We start from the raw sequence: 16007 nt of genomic DNA on the forward strand, positions 1-16007 counted from the left end.
ATCGACCAATATGTCCGCTGGTACAATGAAAAACGAATCCACTCGGCGCTCGGTTACCGGACGCCGAACGAGGTCGAAGCGGCTTACCTCACCCTAAAAGCCGCCTAAATCTGTCTTGCTTTCGGGGGGACACTACGCAGTTGCGCCCCTCGCCCTTACATGGGAGAGGGGTCGGGGGTGTGGTTTCCGGCTGGCGCACGGAAAGTCGGCGACAAATCGCGCCCGAGAGCCGGCGTCGCGTCTACGGCTGGTAGGTCGAATACGAGTTGTCGGATTCCCACACCCGACAGCGGACCAGGCGCGCGGGCCGGCCTGCGAGGCGACGGGCGGTTTCGTCGAAGATGTGTTTGGCCAGGTTTTCGCTGGACGGGTTGATCGCGTCGAAGGGCGGGCACTCGTTGAGGTAGCGATGATCGAGCCCGGCCAGCACCTCGTCGAGCGCCTTCTTCAGTTCGCCGAAGTCGAGGACCATGCCCAGTTCGTTGAGGGCGTCGGCGGTGGCGCTGATCTCGACGCGCCAGTTGTGGCCGTGCAGATCCTCGCATTTGCCGCGATAGCCGCGCAGGCGGTGCGCCGAGCAGAACGTGCGAACGACCGATACCTCGAACATGGCCTTACTTCTCCTTGAACCAGAACAGTTTGCCGAAAAACAATTTGCTGAACCCGAAAAAATGCTTCTTTTGCGGCAGCAGGCGCCAGATGCGCCAGAGCCGGCGCGGGTTCAGATAAAACCGCAGGTGGACTCGGCGCACCAGTCGCTTGAGCGCCCGCGGGCTCGCCGCCGCCAGGTGGATGGGCGGGTCGTCGTAATCGATCCGGGCCGGGTCGAAATCCTGCGTCTTGCCGGCCCGCTCGGCGACGTCCCATAGCGCCGTGCCGGGCAGCACGTTGAGGTGGTTGAAGGTGATGAACGTCAGTTTGCTGCGTAGCGCGTAGTCGACGGTTTGCCGCGCCTCTTCCTCGGTTTCGCCCGGAAAGCCGAGCATGAAAAAGCCCTGGGTGATGATGCCGCGCGCCGCCGTGTGTTCGATCACCATTTCGAGCTTGGCGAAGTTGACGTTCTTTTTCAGCAGGGCCTGCAGGCGCGGCGAGGCGGTTTCGATGCCGTAGGGGATTTTGAAGCAGCCGGCCCGGGCCAGCTTGTCGATCAACTCGCGATCCATGCGGTCGGCGCGCAAACCCGCCGGAAAGGTGATGGCGATGTTCAGCCCGCGCTCGACGATCAGATCGCAGATGCGCTTGGCGCGATCCAGGTCGAGGTTGAAATCGTCGTCCACGAAGTGAATTTCGCGGATGTTGTAGCCCCGCGTCAGGGCCTCGATCTCGCCCACCACCGATTCCGGGCTGCGCGTGCGGTAGCGCCGGCCGAAGGTGTTCAGGCAGAAAGCGCACTCGTAAGGACAGCCGCGGCTGCTGGAAAGCGAAAAATACCGGTCGTACTTGTATAGGTAGCCGTGCCGCGTGCGGCGCTGGTACAGCGCGATGTCGGCCAGATCCCACGCCGGATAGGGCAGCGCATCCAGGTCGAGAATCGGTTCCGGTTCCGGGCCGAGCGTCCGGCCGGGATAGGCGACGCCGGGGAGGTCGGGCGGCGTCTCATCGTTCGCCCAGGCGGCGACCAGCTTGGGCAGCACCACCTCGCCCTCGCCCCGCACCGCGGCGTCCACGCCCGGAATCCGCAGCACGTGCAGCAGCGAGCCGTGGACGTAGGGCCCGCCGACGACGATCCGGGCCAGCGGCACGTGCTTTTTCAGCTCCTCGACGGCGCTTTGCAGCACCTGCGCCTCGTTGATGATGACCGACAAACCGACGACGTCCGGCGCGAAGCGGGCGATCGTTTCCAGGTGCGCCGCGAGGGGTTCCTCGCGGGTGCGCAAATCGAGGATGCGGACCTCGTGGCGGGCCTGCCGCAGCACCGCGCCGAGATAGAGCAGCCCAAGTGGCGGCGCCATCTGGGCGTTCTTCTGCCGCTTGAACAAAGTGGCCAGCAATACTTTCGCCACGGCCGGTCGCCTCCGCGATTCGCCCTAACAGGCTGTTGAAAAAAGCCGTTCTGGTGTTTTTCAACACCCTGCTAACATAGGGTTGGCCCGACAAGGGTGTCAATCAAAGAACGGTTTGCTTTTGTCTGGGTGTGTAACGGCGGTACGCGCGGCCGGGGAGCCGGCGGTCAGAACTCGACGCCGAGGCGCGCCATGACGCCGCCGTTGGTCGGCACGAGCTGCATGATGGGCGCGAGGTTGTATTTTTCCTTCAGGTACTTCTTGTAATCCTTTTCTTTCTGGGATTCGAAGCCGCCGAAGTAGATGGCGACGGCGGTGAGGCCCAGGCCGACCGAGACGCCGCTGACCATGATCAGCTCGCCGGCCTCCTCGTCGTACAGGCTCATGTTCCGCTGAAAGAGTCCGCCGCCCAGACCGCCCGCGACGCAGATCACGCCCGGAATGAACAGCCCCAGGGCGATGTCCTTGCGCAGCTTCTTCGCGGCCGCGGCCTCGTTGTACAGCCGCAACAACTCCATGTCGTTTTCCATCGCCTTTTGCTTTTCCTCCTCCACCTGCCAGAGGATCGGGCCTTTCGACTTGGCCAGCAGCAGCGGGGTTTCCTCGCCGGCCGCGGCGGCGGGCCCGGCGGGCAAGGTCAGGAAGCAGAACGTCACGATCAAGCAACAACAGAGGACACGGCGCATTTCATTCTCCTCACGGCTCATTCGGGTTGGCGATCCCGCCACGCGGGCCAGAAAATCTCCAACCATTTCTGCTGGATCCATTCCGCGACCCGGCGATGCCCGACTTCGTTCAGGTGCATGCCGTCGCGCAAATACAAATCCGCCTGGTCGGGATCCGCCTGAATCGCGGCGAACGTATCGGCCAGCGGCACCTGCCATTGTTGACAAAGATTGCGCAATCCGTCCAGCCGCGCGGCGAGCATCATGTTCTGGACGATCTGGATCTCTTCCGGCTGGCCGTGGAAAAACGCGGGTTGCAGCGGATGGCAGGTGAACACCAGGACCGGAATGCCGGCTTCTTTCAAGGCGGCGAAGATTTTCGCGAAGGCCGCCAGGTAGTCGTCGTATTCGATCAGCACGCGCGGCCGGCCGGTGGCGTCGACGCCGAACGACCGGCTGTCGTTGATCAGATAGCCGACGATCACCAGGTCCGGCTTCAGCGACAGCACGTCCCGTTCCAACCGCCGGTAGCCCTGCGGCGCCGTTTCGCCGGGAATGCCGGCGTTGACGACCCGCACCCCGCCGCGCACGCTGCGCGTGATTCGCTGCTGCAACTGGAACGGCCAGGCGTTGACCGCCGAAATCTGGACGCCCCGCGTCGTCGAATCGCCCAACGCGACGATCAAAAATTCCTTTTCCCGGCCGAAACGGCCCTGCTTCGCCTTTTTGACCTCTTCCGGCATTTTATCCCGGTACTGCCACAAGAGCAGTTGGCGGGCGACGCTCCAGGCCGTCGGGCTGCCGCGCAGTCCGGCCGGCAGGGCGCGGAACGAGCCGAGCACGAGATTGCCGGTGAACAGCGGGAAGCGCCAGGCGAACAGACCGGCGGCCGCCAGGATCAGCACCAGCAAGGACAGGGCCAGCGTCAGAATCCGGCGGCGCCGCATGGTCACCTCATTCCACCTCGAAATGATAGGTGTTGATGAACCGGTCGTCCGGTCGCTCCATCACCAGCGTTACGGTATAGCGGCCGGGCCGTTCGGGCGACTCGTCCACCGTCAACGCCGGCACCGCCGGACTGTCGGCGCCCACCCGCACGGCGGCGCGATGCTCGGCGACCAGCCGGCCTTCCGCGTCGGCCACCAGCAGTTGGAGATTCACGGTCCCCAGGTCCGCCTCGGTGTCGTTGACGACGTACGCTTCGATCCGGATCGGCGCCCCGCCGGGCCGTCGCGCGGCGGCGCTCAGCAACAGAAACGCATACACCGGGCGGAAGGCGTCGCGCAAGGCGTAATAGCTCTGCTTGGGCTCCCGCCAGTAATCGACCACCGACCACTGGATCGCCGGATTCGGGTCGGTGAACATGAACTGCAGGACGCCGCCGCACGGCGCGTATTTGGCCCGGCGGCAACGGTCGATGTAAAAGCGATTCATTTCGCTCTGGTAGGCCTGGCTTTTTTCGATCAGCGTCGGCAAATCCGGTTGGGCCAGACCGACCCAATGATCCATCAGCTTTTTTTGCAGGCTGTGCCGGTCCTCGAGGCCCTGCCAGTCGATGCGGTGCAGTTCCTCGGCCATGAACTTGCGGCAGCTTTCCAGGTTCGGAAAGCTTTGGGCGCCGAACTCGGTGACGAAGTGCAGGTTGTTCGGAAAGCGCCGGCGCACGGTGTCGAACTTGAACATCGACTTGCCCTGGAAACGGTACCAGCCGAAGTAAAAGTGGGTGTCGCCGCCTTGCTGCCAGGGCGTCCAGGGCTCGCCGCTGCTTTTGTTGACGGCGCGCGTCCGGTCGACCGCCTCGACGGCCTTCTTCAAGGCCACGTCCAGCACGTTGCGGTTCCAGCCCCAGAAGAACAGGGTGCCGATCGTCTTGAGCACCTCGGTGGGCGTTTCGTCGTCGGTTTCCACCAGGTAGATCGGTTCGTTGTGGCAGGTCCAGATCGCGATGGACGGATGGTTGTACAGCAGGCGCGCCATGTCCTGAATCATCCGCTCGGCGACCGGCAACACCTCCCGCGCGTAGCTCCACTGCATCGGAAAATCCTGCATCAACAACAGGCCGGCGCGGTCCGCCGCCTCGTACAAGGCTGGATGATCGACGTGCGCGTGCACCCGCAGCATGTTCAGGTTGGCCTCGACGGCCAGGCGGACGTCGCGGGCCGCGAGGTCGAGGGTGACGCGGGCCAGGCGGGTGTCGGTCGGCGGCTGGTTGCTGCCGCGCACGAACAACCGCCGGCCGTTGAGGCGGCAGATCCATTGATCGAAGACGATTGTGCGCACGCCGACCAGCGTTTCGTATTGATCGCTCGGCTTTCCCTCGTCGCTCACGGTGACCGTCAGGCGGTAGAGATTGGGTTCGCCGCGATCGTGGGTCCACCACAACGCCGGCTTGGTCAGCACGTGGGAAAAAGCCAGCTTGTGGCGGCCTTCATCCAATTCCATTTCGTTCGCGAAGCGATAGGTTTCGCCGGTGAAATTTTCCGGCTGCAGAACGATTTCCACCTTGGCCTGACCGCTCCGGCGCGACAGCACTTCCAGCCGAACCGTGACCGCGGCGTCCTCGCCGTCCAGTTCGTCGGTCTGAAACAGGCAACTGTCCAGCAGCCGATCGCCGGTGGCGTGCAGGTAGGGAGTCAGCCAGATGCCGCCCGGATTGGTCGTCGGATCCAGACAATCCCAATGGGAAAAGACCCCGGTGATCATCCGTTTGCTGTTGCGGACTTTTTCGTCGGGGCAGTTCACTTCGACGACCACCTCGTTCTCGTCCTGCAGCCAATCGGTGATATCGTAACGTTGAGCGGAAAAATAACCCTCGTGATCGCCCAGGCGGCGACCGTTGAACCAGACGGTTGAATAATAAAATATACCGGGGAAAACCAGGTGGATGCGTTCGCCCTTGGGCGGCTCGCAGGTAAATTTTTTCCGGTACAACGTAAAGCCCGCGTGGTGGCGCAGTTCCGGATGCTCTTGCCAATGAGCCGGAATTTCCATACTCAGCCACTGGCCGACCTGTTCGGGACGAATGCCGCCGATGGCCGTCGGAGCCAGGTCCCAGATACCGCCAAGCTGTTGAACTTTCATCGCTTTCCTTCCTCGGCCCGCTTCCGGCCGGTTCGGCCGCGCTAAGGAGATTAAACGGCCGCTCGGGGAGTGTCAACGGCTGTTTGGTTCCGATCGAAAACCCGGCGAGGCGATTCCGCGCGCGGTGCCGAGGCCGCAACGACTCGCGTCCGGTGCTTGTGATCGAGGCGGATTGTGATAGAATTGAATTCAAGGATTGGGGATTTGAATTAACAAATGTATTTTTTGCCGAGTCTTTCGGCGTGATTGAGTAATATGCGTATTCGTCTTGCCATCGCGCTCGTGTTTCTATTCACTCTCTACCGGCCGGCCTCGGTATTCGCCGCCAAGTGCAATCGGGTTCTACCCGAGGAAGTTTTTCAATACTTCGGCGACAAATCCGGCAAAGCCGACTGCGGCGATTACGAATACAAACTGGTCGACCTCAACGGCGACGAACAACTGGAAATCACGGTCACCAATTATCGCCGGTCCTGCGAGGATGTCGGCTACTGCACGTTCGAGATTTTCGAAAAAAAGGGCGACAAATGGCTGCACGTGGGCTCGATCCCCGGCCGAATTCGCCTGCTCGAAACCAAGACAAATGGTTATTATGATATAGCCACCTGGCTGCTCGGCCATCGTTACGTCTATATCTGGGACGGCAACACCTATCGCGACATCATGCATTCCGGCGGCGAAACCAAAAAATCCGAAAGCAAGTCGCCCGATTCGACGCCGCCCCCCACCCCCGTACCGCAAAAGCCGGCGCCGGAAATCATCCGGCCGGAATCAGGACCTCCGCTTCTTGATACTTGAGATCATGAATCGTCCCGCTTGTCCCCTTTACAAAGTCCGCTTTTTCATGATACTTCCAGGCGTCGAGGATAGCCTGGTGGAAAAGCCTTTTCGCTTTTCCAGAAAAGTCACTTTTAATTCAATCGAGGGAGTAGGGGGAGAAATTCCGACTTGTTAATTCAATCGTTCGGAAAATGAATAAGACCTTTGTCATTAAACACAATCACTGAGCCATAGAGCAAAAGGAGTAAAGGGAATGAGGCACAAAATTCTGGTAACGATGTTAACCTTGGCCTTGGCGCTGGTCGGGGCTGGGTGGGCGATGGCCGCGACGGGCGGTCCCGACGCCTACGGTTACACCTGGGACGATTCCGAACCCTACGTTTGGAACGACATTTCCGGCACCGGCACCCTGGTGACGGGCGGCGATGAAGTCGTTCAGTCCGTGACCCTGGGCTTCAATTTCGTCTTCTACGGCAAGCTGTACACCAGCGTCAGCATCGCCAGCAACGGCCACCTGTCCTTCAACGGCACGACCAGCTATACGACCTCTTGCGACTGGTCGGCCCCGGCGATCACCCAGTTCGCCGGCAAGTGGAACGACCTGGTCACCGCTTCCTTGGGCGCGATTTATTACAAAATCGCCGGCACCGCTCCGGACCGTAAACTCACCGTGCAGTATCACAACGTGCCGTTGTACGGCGCCGACACCGATCTGACCACCTTCCAGATCGTGTTGTTCGAAGGCAGCAACGACATCGTGATGTACTTCGCCGACCCGCTGGCCACCGCGGCTGAGGCGATCGGCATCGATGGCGGCAGCGTTTACCTGCAGTACGCTTGCGCCACCGGCGCGGGCGCCGCGAACACCGCCGTCCGCTTCACGCACCCGACCGGCATCTTCGTCGTCAGCCCGGCGACCGAGTCCAAGGGCGGCGAAATCGGCGCCACGGTCACCCATACCGTGTCGATCCTCAACCTGACCGGCGCGAAGGCCACCTTCGACATCACCAAGGCCGGCGAGACCTGGACGACCACCGTTCCGGCTTCGCTCGAAGTCAACGACGGCGAGCTGGGCACCTTCGACGTGACGGTTGAAATTCCGGGCACCGCCAACTACGGCGATGACGACACCGTGACCGTCAGCGTGACCTACGACAGCGTCACCCACGACTCCGTGCTGACCACCATGGCCGCCTGCGACATCATCTATGACGACGGCACCGCCGAAGGTCAGTTGGGCTGCAGCAAGAAGGGCCCGTGCTACATGGGCACCGTGTTCACTTCCGACGGCCCGGCCACCATCACCTCGGTGAAGGTGCTGATGACCAGCGAATCGACCGCGGCGCCGTTCCGCGTTTGCTTCTATGCCGCCACCGTGGCCGGCGGCCCGACCGGCGCGCCCTTGGGTTGCTTCGGTCCGTTCACCTCGAACAACCTGGACGACTGGTACACCGCCGTGCTGTCGACGCCGCAAAGCGTTAACGGCGACTTCGCCGTGATCCTCGACCAGACCTCGGGCTTCCTGTCCATCGGCCGTGACGAAGGTTCGGACGCGGGCCGCGCCTGGGTCAGCACCGACGACGGTTCGAGCTTCGACCCGATCGCGAGCATCGGCTATCCCAGCAACTTCATGATTCGCGCCAGCACCTGCGAAATCGTCGACGACGATGATGACGACGACGACGACAACGACGACAACGACACCGGCACCGACGACGACACCGGCGACGACGACACCGGCGACGACGACACCGGCGACGACGACACCGGCACCGACGACGACGCCAGTGACGATGACGCCGCTGACGACGACGCGGCCGATGACGACAACGGCGGCGATGACGATGATGATGACGACAGCGGCTGCGGCTGCTAACTGACTCATTCAGTCATGAAAAAGGGGGCCCGTTCGGGTCCCCTTTTTTATTGCCGTTTCGTCGGCCGGCCGTTGCCGGCGGGCGGTTTTTTCAGGATTTCTGGCCGGTGACCTCCGAAAGCATCGCCAGTTCCATCTGCACCACCTTTTTCAGACTGAACCGTTGTTCGATGTATTCCCGGGCGTTCTCGCCCATCCGTTCCTGCAGGGTCGTGTCGCCCAGCACTTCCAGAATCGCCTGGCGGATCGACTGCGGCGAAGTCTCGCACAGGTAGCCGTTTTTGCCGTGCGCGATCAATTCCCGAATGCCGACCACCTTCGTGCCGATGACCGGCAGGCCGCAGGCCATGGCTTCCAGCAGAACCTTCGGATGGCTTTCGTAGTGCGAGGGCAGAATGAAAGCCTCGGCGCTGTTGAACAGTTCCGGCAACGTGCGGTGATCGACGACGCCCAGCAGGTGCACATCGAGCTTTTTCGCCTTGATCGTCTTGCGCAATTGCTCGGCCTGGGTACCGTTGCCGGCGATCACCACTTCCACGTCGAGGCCATGGATCGCTTCCAGCAGCGCAAACAGATTTTTTTGCGGCTCCAGGCGGCAGATCGTGCAAAGCCGGCGCGGAATCCGGGCCGCCGGCATCGGCCGGAACAACGTCGTATCCACGTAATTGGGAATCACCGCCACCCGATTTTCGGAAAGGCGATAATCCTTGACGACCCGCTCCTTGATGACCGGGGTCGTCACCGCCACGCGATCGGCCTGGGTGAAGACCAGCCGCTCCAGTTCGCGGGCGCGTTGCGCTTCCGGCGATTGCTGGCCGAATTGGCGTTCGGTGAAATCCGAAAGCAGAAAACCGCACCGGGCGACGAACTTCTTGTTCAACGCCTGGGCCATGCGCATCGCCACGTCTGATCCTTGCACCTGGTTGCTTTTAAACACCGCGGTATTGGACATGAAGATCGGCTTGAGCATGGCGGCCAAATGCTGGGTATATTCGCCGAGCGGCAAGCCTTGCCGATTGCACACGACCCGAATGTCGCCAAGCCGCTTCTTGTAAGCCTCGTCCGATTTGTCGCCGTACGTCACCAGGGCGATTTCCGCCAACGAGGAAGTCAGCGCCTGATAAACCGCCGATTCGCGGGCGAACAAACCAAGTCGCTCCCAACCGGCCAGGGACATGCCGTAAGAAAGAAAAAGGCCCAATTTGACGTTCGTCAACCGCACTGGCCGTTCCCTTCGAACGTGTCGAACCGGCGCCGGCCGGCCGCGACCGGCCCACCGCGCTGTTTCCGTTTGCCTTTTCCGGTTCCCCGCGGCCGCCATCCTCGGCCGTGGGATAGAAGATTGAATCCGGAGAGATTCGCCGGCGCTCCCGGCGAACGCACTTCTGGTTCGCGCCCTAGATTAATTTGCCTTCGGTCCGATAATCAAGTGGCTGCTTTTTACGTCGGGACCAGCGGCGCCGCCGGAAAAATCAGGTGCTCCCGTTCATTTTGCTTGACGATACCCGCCTTTTTTTCCATAACCGCACCAGCCGGAAAGTGATCCGACATTCAACGAGCTTCAACTGGAAGGCATCGGCCATGGCTGAAATTCTTTCCCGCCCGGCACCCACCGCACACCTCGGCGCCTGCGGTTTGTTTTGCACCAACTGCCGCCGCTTTCAACGCGGCAAATGTCGCGGCTGCCAGATCCAACCGCAATTCGCCAAGTGCCCCGTCCGCGCCTGTTGCGCGAAAAAAGGGCTGCTGCACTGTGCGCCGTGCGCGGACTTCGCGGCGCCGCGCGCTTTTCGCGAATGCAAAAAACTCAACAATCCGATCGCCCGGGTCCTGGCGCTGCTGTTCGGCTCGGATCGCAACGGCGCTTTGACGTTGCTGCGCGACCAGGGTCTGGAGGCGTACCTCGCCGCCAAGCGCGCCGACGGCAAGCAGTAGGCGCGTCCCCGGATCCCGTCGCTTTCGCCGAAAACAAAATTGTTTTAGAGTGCCCCGGCCATGAATCAGGATCCGCGATGGCTGCCCAAAGAAAAACCCCGCCGCCGAACGCATCGGCTGGCCTGGTTTTTATTCTTCGCCATCCTGCCGGTCGCGATCCCCGTCGTCTACAGCTATCTCCTCTGCCCGTTCATGCCTTATTACCGGTTTTTCAATCCCGGCCGGACCTCGATGATGGACTATCGCGAGCATCAGGCGAAGAAAAAGCACCAACCGTTCAAACTGCGCTATCAGCCGGTACCGCTCGCGAAAATCGCCAAGCCGTTGCGCGAAGCGGCGGTGCTCGCCGAGGACGGCAATTTCTACAAACACCAGGGCTTCGATTTCGAGGCCATCCAGAAAGCCTACGAATACAATAAAAAACGCGGCAAGGTGGTTCGCGGCGCCAGAACGATCAGCCAGCAGGTGGCGAAAAATCTCTGGCTGTCGCCGAAACGCAGTTGGTGGCGCAAGCTGGTCGAAGGCATCCTCACCGTGCGGCTCGAATTGACCCTGCCGAAAGAGCGGATTCTCGAAATCTATCTCAACAGCATCGAATGGGGCGACGGCATTTTCGGCGCCAAGGCTGCCGCCGAAATCTATTTTCACACCTCGCCCGACAAACTGACCGCCTCGCAGGCCGCCTTGCTGGTCGCCGCCATCCCCTCGCCGTTGCGTTCGAACCCCGCCCGCCCTTCCGGATACCTCGCGCGCCGGCAAGGACTGATCTTGCGCTGGCTGTCGGGCAATGTGGCGGACAAGGAAAAAGAAGAAGAGCAGATGCTGAACATGCCGACGCCCGAACCGGAAAAGGAATCGCCGGACATCTCGACGCCGGAACCGACGCCGGACGATCAGGCCGCGCCCTTGCTCAAACCCGAAAAATCGGAACCGCCCGCGCCGAGCAAGGATCTACCGCCCGCCAAGGAGGCGCCGGCTGCACCGACGCCCACTCCCGAACAAATCGCACTATAAATTCGGAAAAGCAGACGCGATTCTCTCCGCTGTCTTATCGGCACGAAAGGGTGCATTATTCTTTCGCCGGGTTCATCGCGACGACGTCATCCGTGGTGATCAAAACCTGCCGCAGTGTCCATACTTCATTATCTTCGGTTAACTCATAGATTCCGCCGCGGCCGGCAGCGATGAAAATCGATAAGCCGTCTGAAACGATGCGGTACGGAATCCCCTTGATCTCGAACCGCTGTAAAAGTCGAAGGCTGTCGCCGTCGACCTGATAGATGGCAACAGAATTCGGGTACTCCCCAACGATGAGGCGTGACGCCGTTAAAATGCTCGAATACGGCTCGCGAGAAACCTTCAACGGTTCGGCCGAGCGAAAATCCAGCCCCGAGGGCTCTGCCCGAAATCGATACACACGGCCACCGGCACAATTGATAGTAAACTCCGTTCCGTCAGACGACGGCGACATTGAAATGCATCGGTTCGGTGCCGGGATTTCTTCCGGCCATTGCTTCGCGTCACCCTTGATCAACAGCGCACCCATGACATCCGCTACCCACACATGCCCGGCCCAAAGGGCGACCTGAGAAATATACCCGACATTCGGAATACTGAAGACAGTCGGCGGAGTAATAATTTCTCCGTCTGACCGCCGGCGGTATGACAGGTATCCAGAAATCCCTCCTGACACCACCATTTCCGATTCGCTGGCGCTGGCCGAAAGTGTAAATAGTCCATTTGTTCCGAGATCCGGCCCACGCGACATGCTGCCGTCCTTTTCAAGCTTCACCACGAACGGCCCGCCCCACAACGCTACAGCGATAAATTGATCGCCGCCGAGCGGTTCGATTGCGGCGATGTATCCTTCAAATTCACTCCTCTGGACCTCTCGCCACGGCTGGCTGGTTGTGTCGTAGATCCCAACACCGCCCGGTCCCAAAGCGACCACCATCCAGCGGTTCACCCTCGCAAGGCCACGAACCTCATCGTCCATACGCACTTGAAGTATGGGCTCGGGACGCTGATTTTCAAAACCGTAAATTGTTGTTGCACTGGCCGCCAAGAATCCGTTCGGATCTGCCTTGAGTGTTTTTAATTTGGCAAATTGGCCCGTATGGTAGATAAACCTTGGCGGTCCTGTGCATGTCGGATCGACCCCGAGATCGTATTGAAAGATATTTCCGGCATCCGTCGAAACCAGAAGCCGATTCGCCTGGGTCTCGAGATCGCGTACCGCGCCATCATCTGGTTTGATTAGTCCCAAGAGGCGCAGATGACCTTCACCCTCGAGAACCAAAACGGCAAATCCTTCTTCAAACATCGCCGCGTAAATGAAAGGATCGAAAGTTTGCACACTCCACGGGGCGTGTTCCATATCTTTGTATTCTATGTTGAGAGGTGAGAAACCCTGCGGCTTGAAATACCTTACGGTAGCGCCCTGCTGTAGGGAAGTATCGGCTACGATGAAGCCATGCAAGGCGTCCGAGGCTACCACCCACCGACCGATGGAGGTCACCTTGTTCGTTGCGAAATCTCCGACCATCCCGTCATCAGGGGACGAGCGAGAGCCGAAAACTTGATGACGAAACAAGGGTCGTCCTCGCGAGCTGATCCCAAAACAGGATACCCCGCCATTGCTCGACGCCACCAAGATCTGATTACCGCCAGAAAGCGCCAATCCTAAACAATATCCCGGCAGGCAGTAATCGCCCCTGCTTCTAAAATCATTCGGGCTCCGCCACGAATAATAGGTCAGCCCCTGCATGCCGGTGGCAGCGTACAAGGTTCCTTTTCGATAGATGAGATGATGAACGACGCCTCTTGTCTGCTGACGAACGCGAAAACGCAGCGACCGGTTCACGCGCTCGAAGACAGCGATATCCGACGTCAAACCAACCGCAACATACGGATCTTCCATGCTTTCCAGGGCGGTGATGGTTGAACCGAAGAGGGAACCAAGCGTTACCGGGACAAAAAAACCAAGAGTAAAATGGCTGACCAAAGAGTTGGCAAAGAACCAGACACGCTCCGAACGAAGGGACACTAGGAAGACTGCGACAATCGCCATCATCACTGCTGCAGTCACGAATATAAATCGAATTCTGGACCTATGTCGATTTCTACGAAACAAAGCGACGATCCACCGTTGTCGGCAACAGCTTGAAAATAACGAGTTCTTTTCTACTTTGACGTTGTGGCGGTTCAGCTTGAAATGGACTGAAGCCGTTTTTTGCTAGCGCGAAGGCCCATTCCCTCGCACCGGCGTTTTTCGCCCTTCGAGCCTGAGTTTTTCGAGGTATCAGGGGTCTTTCGTCCGATGGGATTTCGGACGGGATATGGAAGACTTAGCTTCCACGACCCACTCATCGGCTTGCTGAGCCCCGCCGGGACATCCCTCGGCAGGTTGCTCTCCAGCAGAGCCCGCCTCCGTTTCACCCGGTAATCATCAATTCACCGCCATCATAGGCTCCGTGTCAAGACCGTTCCGGCGTTGACGGCGCGTTTCCCACGCGCTCGTCAATCCATTTCCAAAGAACCTACTGCCCGCCAAGGAGGCACCGGCCACGCCGGCTCCCGCTCCCGAACAAATCACGCTTTGAATTGCGGCAAGACGGACTTTCGGATTGGCCTCAGTCCCTGGATTCGTCCGCGAGATCCGTCGGCCGAAAACGCCGGCGAGACAGCAATTGCGGAAACTGGCGCAGGACGACACCCTGCAACATGGAAAACGCCCGCTGTCGCTGCCGGCGCAACGGCGGTTCGTCGCTCGCCAGTTGCACTAACTCCAACAGATGGTAGATCGGCAGGCCGTTCGGAAACGCGATCTGGCCGACCGACAGCATTTGCAGACAACCGGCGCAATAGACGGCCAACGCCTGCGCGCCGGTTCGCTTCGCCTCTCGCAGCACGCGCACCGAACCTTTCGTGATCGCCCACGGATGATACGCAGAGTCCGGACTGAAACCGGCGGCGATGCCGCAGCACAGCGCTTTTTGCCGGCAATGCTCCTGCTCGATCACCCGGGCGCCGAGCCGAGCCAGCAGACGGCGCGCCTGGTCCAGGTATTCGTCGCCGAAAAACTTGGCGTGACACGATTCCTGGATCGTCACCGTCAGGTCCAGCGGCCGGCGAAGCGGGATCTCGCCGCTTTCCACCCGCGCCAACAACCAGGACAACAGCGGCGTTACCTCGAAATCGAAATGGGCGCCGAAGCGCGGCAGGACGTTGACGAACATATTGCGGCCGGCGGTGCAGGGAATGATCATTTTCTTGAATCCCAGCCGGCGGCTCCACGCGGTCAGGCGCTTCGCCGTCCGTTCCAGCATTTCATATTGGCCGGTACGGAAGTACATTTCGCCGCAGCACAGCGCCAACGATCCGCGAATGTTCTGGTCGGCCAGAAGCCGTGTGCGCGTCAGGTACGGCGAGGTGATGACGTTACAGCCCGGATAAAAAATTTCGTCGCACGGCGTTTCGTTGTCCCACGAGGCCACCAAGGCCCGCTCGTCGGCCGGCAGATTGTTCACGACATGCGTGCGGAAATTGTTCGGCTGATCGGGCGTGAAATAAGCGGCGCGCGCCGGGAAACCCTCGCGCAAACCGATTTCATGCCAGGCGTCGAGCATCGCGCGGCCCGGATTTGCGCCGTGCGGACAGACGAAGTTGCACGCCAGACAGCTCTGACACCGCGACAGAATACGACGGCTGGGACGCCCGTCGCGCCGGCGCGCCGCTTCCTCGCGGGCGGCCTTGGGCGACAAACGCAGGACCGGGCACTGCCGCAGGCATTCGCCGCAGGCGACGCATCGTTCGGCGAAAAACGGTTCGCAGGGATTCATTCGAGGCTTTTGTCTTTTCGTTTTCGTCCTGATCGAAGCAAAGCAGAAAAACCAATACCGAAAAAACGCGATAATATGAAGTGGAGCTTTGGAAATTCTGTTTTTTCTTTCATCCCGGCTTTTACTGGATCAAAGTCATCCGGAAATATTGTGTTTTTATCGTAGATTGCTCCTGATAATAGAGCACGTTTAAGATTACTACGCTTTAAATTCGCCCCCCGGAAATCAGCCTGTCGCAAGTCAACAACATTTTGTTTCGGATCATGCAAATCCTTGTTATAGTTATTAATTATCATTTCCTGAAGTCGGATGTAAGGTAGACAAAGCTCTTTTTTGATTTCCCTGATATGAATAAAATGATAACTGATAATAAATACTAATAACAATATTAAAAAAATGTATTCCTTACCTTGTACTGCATCTAAATTACTGGTTAATATTAAAAGCATACTAAAAGATAAAAAAATTAAAAATGCCTTTAATAATTTCACTTTAACGCCTCCGGCACTTCTCTTCACAGCACTCGCTTGGACCAAGGCGAAGTCCGCTTTTTATCCTTAGCACGAATGCCCCTCCAACTCAACATTGTGTCTTCATCAATCCAAACAAACCTTTTTCATCGGCTATTAATGACCGATCAAGCATAGCTTAAAAACGGTAAATTCGTACGTTTTCTAGTGTTTCTTACTGTATTAGCTTAGCGACTTTGTCCCCTGTAACTGCTTAGCGATTATGTCCCCCATGAAGAAGGACATGATTTCGATGACTCCCAAGGAGTTACAGCGGATGAGGTTGCTGGTCTGCGTCCTGGAGGGGCAGCTGCCCC

14 protein-coding genes are annotated in these 16007 nt (G+C 59.4%); 5 read left to right on the forward strand and 9 right to left on the reverse strand.

What is annotated here, in order from left to right; all coding sequences use genetic code 11:
• On the forward strand, positions 1 to 108 hold a 108-nt coding region (locus GX444_09880), incomplete at its 5' end, for a transposase (protein NLH48898.1).
• A 133-nt stretch (positions 109 to 241) separates the two neighbouring features.
• On the opposite strand, the gene queD is transcribed toward GX444_09880, so the two are convergent.
• The 5 genes from queD to GX444_09905 form a co-directional block, all read right to left on the reverse strand.
• Positions 242 to 610 carry a 6-carboxytetrahydropterin synthase QueD gene (gene queD / locus GX444_09885; GenBank protein ID NLH48899.1) on the reverse strand — a complete coding sequence of 123 codons (369 nt, stop codon included), beginning with the start codon at positions 608 to 610 and terminating at the stop codon, positions 242 to 244.
• 4 nt (positions 611 to 614) lie between these two features.
• Positions 615 to 2003: a B12-binding domain-containing radical SAM protein gene (locus GX444_09890; GenBank protein ID NLH48900.1), complete on the reverse strand. Its 1389-nt coding sequence runs from the start codon at positions 2001 to 2003 to the stop codon at positions 615 to 617.
• Positions 2004 to 2170: 167 nt separating this feature from the next.
• Positions 2171 to 2689: a hypothetical protein gene (locus tag GX444_09895; GenBank protein ID NLH48901.1), complete on the reverse strand. Its 519-nt coding sequence runs from the start codon at positions 2687 to 2689 to the stop codon at positions 2171 to 2173.
• Positions 2690 to 2706: 17 nt separating this feature from the next.
• Positions 2707 to 3615, reverse strand: a complete 909-nt coding sequence (locus GX444_09900) for a hypothetical protein (GenBank protein NLH48902.1) — start codon at positions 3613 to 3615, stop codon at positions 2707 to 2709.
• 7 nt (positions 3616 to 3622) lie between these two features.
• A complete protein-coding gene (locus GX444_09905; protein NLH48903.1) occupies positions 3623 to 5749 on the reverse strand; it encodes a glycoside hydrolase in 2127 nt (708 codons plus the stop codon).
• A 255-nt stretch (positions 5750 to 6004) separates the two neighbouring features.
• Between GX444_09905 and GX444_09910 the strand changes: the two genes are divergently transcribed.
• Complete coding sequence (locus GX444_09910) at positions 6005 to 6547, forward strand: hypothetical protein (GenBank protein NLH48904.1); 543 nt, start codon at positions 6005 to 6007, stop codon at positions 6545 to 6547.
• A 235-nt stretch (positions 6548 to 6782) separates the two neighbouring features.
• Positions 6783 to 8405 carry a hypothetical protein gene (locus GX444_09915; protein NLH48905.1) on the forward strand — a complete coding sequence of 541 codons (1623 nt, stop codon included), beginning with the start codon at positions 6783 to 6785 and terminating at the stop codon, positions 8403 to 8405.
• A gap of 91 nt (positions 8406 to 8496) precedes the next feature.
• Here GX444_09915 and GX444_09920 read toward each other — a convergent pair whose 3' ends face one another.
• On the reverse strand, positions 8497 to 9627 hold the full coding sequence (locus tag GX444_09920; protein ID NLH48906.1) for a glycosyltransferase family 4 protein: 1131 nt from the start codon (positions 9625 to 9627) through the stop codon (positions 8497 to 8499).
• Between the two features lie 359 nt (positions 9628 to 9986).
• Here GX444_09920 and GX444_09925 point away from each other — a divergent pair, with 359 nt between their 5' ends.
• Positions 9987 to 10340, forward strand: coding sequence for a DUF3795 domain-containing protein (locus tag GX444_09925; GenBank protein NLH48907.1), 354 nt, complete (start codon positions 9987 to 9989; stop codon positions 10338 to 10340).
• A 60-nt stretch (positions 10341 to 10400) separates the two neighbouring features.
• Positions 10401 to 11354 carry a monofunctional biosynthetic peptidoglycan transglycosylase gene (mtgA, locus tag GX444_09930; protein NLH48908.1) on the forward strand — a complete coding sequence of 318 codons (954 nt, stop codon included), beginning with the start codon at positions 10401 to 10403 and terminating at the stop codon, positions 11352 to 11354.
• Between the two features lie 55 nt (positions 11355 to 11409).
• Here the strand turns inward: mtgA and GX444_09935 are convergent, their stop codons facing one another.
• The 3 genes from GX444_09935 to GX444_09945 all read right to left on the reverse strand — a co-directional run bounded on the left by GX444_09935 (position 11410) and on the right by GX444_09945 (position 15630).
• Entirely contained in the window at positions 11410 to 13428 is a 2019-nt protein-coding gene (locus GX444_09935; protein NLH48909.1) for a hypothetical protein, read from the reverse strand.
• 544 nt (positions 13429 to 13972) lie between these two features.
• Positions 13973 to 15181 (reverse strand): (Fe-S)-binding protein, encoded by a 1209-nt coding sequence (locus GX444_09940; protein ID NLH48910.1) that lies wholly within the window; start codon positions 15179 to 15181, stop codon positions 13973 to 13975.
• Positions 15178 to 15630, reverse strand: coding sequence for a pentapeptide repeat-containing protein (locus GX444_09945; GenBank protein NLH48911.1), 453 nt, complete (start codon positions 15628 to 15630; stop codon positions 15178 to 15180). Before GX444_09945 ends, GX444_09940 begins: the two co-directional genes overlap by 4 nt.
• Positions 15631 to 16007 lie beyond the last annotated feature (377 nt).

The organism is Myxococcales bacterium (assembly GCA_012517325.1).
In the GTDB taxonomy this organism is placed as follows: Bacteria; Lernaellota; Lernaellaia; order Lernaellales; family Lernaellaceae; genus JAAYVF01.

Coding starts and splice junctions, on each gene's coding strand:
- queD (NLH48899.1), bottom strand. CDS start 610: ATGTTCGAGGTATCGGTCGTTCGCACGTTCTGCTCGGCGCACCGCCTG.
- GX444_09895 (NLH48901.1), bottom strand. CDS start 2,689: ATGCGCCGTGTCCTCTGTTGTTGCTTGATCGTGACGTTCTGCTTCCTG.
- GX444_09900 (NLH48902.1), bottom strand. CDS start 3,615: ATGCGGCGCCGCCGGATTCTGACGCTGGCCCTGTCCTTGCTGGTGCTG.
- GX444_09905 (NLH48903.1), bottom strand. CDS start 5,749: ATGAAAGTTCAACAGCTTGGCGGTATCTGGGACCTGGCTCCGACGGCC.
- GX444_09910 (NLH48904.1), top strand. CDS start 6,005: ATGCGTATTCGTCTTGCCATCGCGCTCGTGTTTCTATTCACTCTCTAC.
- GX444_09915 (NLH48905.1), top strand. CDS start 6,783: ATGAGGCACAAAATTCTGGTAACGATGTTAACCTTGGCCTTGGCGCTG.
- GX444_09925 (NLH48907.1), top strand. CDS start 9,987: ATGGCTGAAATTCTTTCCCGCCCGGCACCCACCGCACACCTCGGCGCC.
- mtgA (NLH48908.1), top strand. CDS start 10,401: ATGAATCAGGATCCGCGATGGCTGCCCAAAGAAAAACCCCGCCGCCGA.
- GX444_09940 (NLH48910.1), bottom strand. CDS start 15,181: ATGAATCCCTGCGAACCGTTTTTCGCCGAACGATGCGTCGCCTGCGGC.
- GX444_09945 (NLH48911.1), bottom strand. CDS start 15,630: ATGCTTTTAATATTAACCAGTAATTTAGATGCAGTACAAGGTAAGGAA.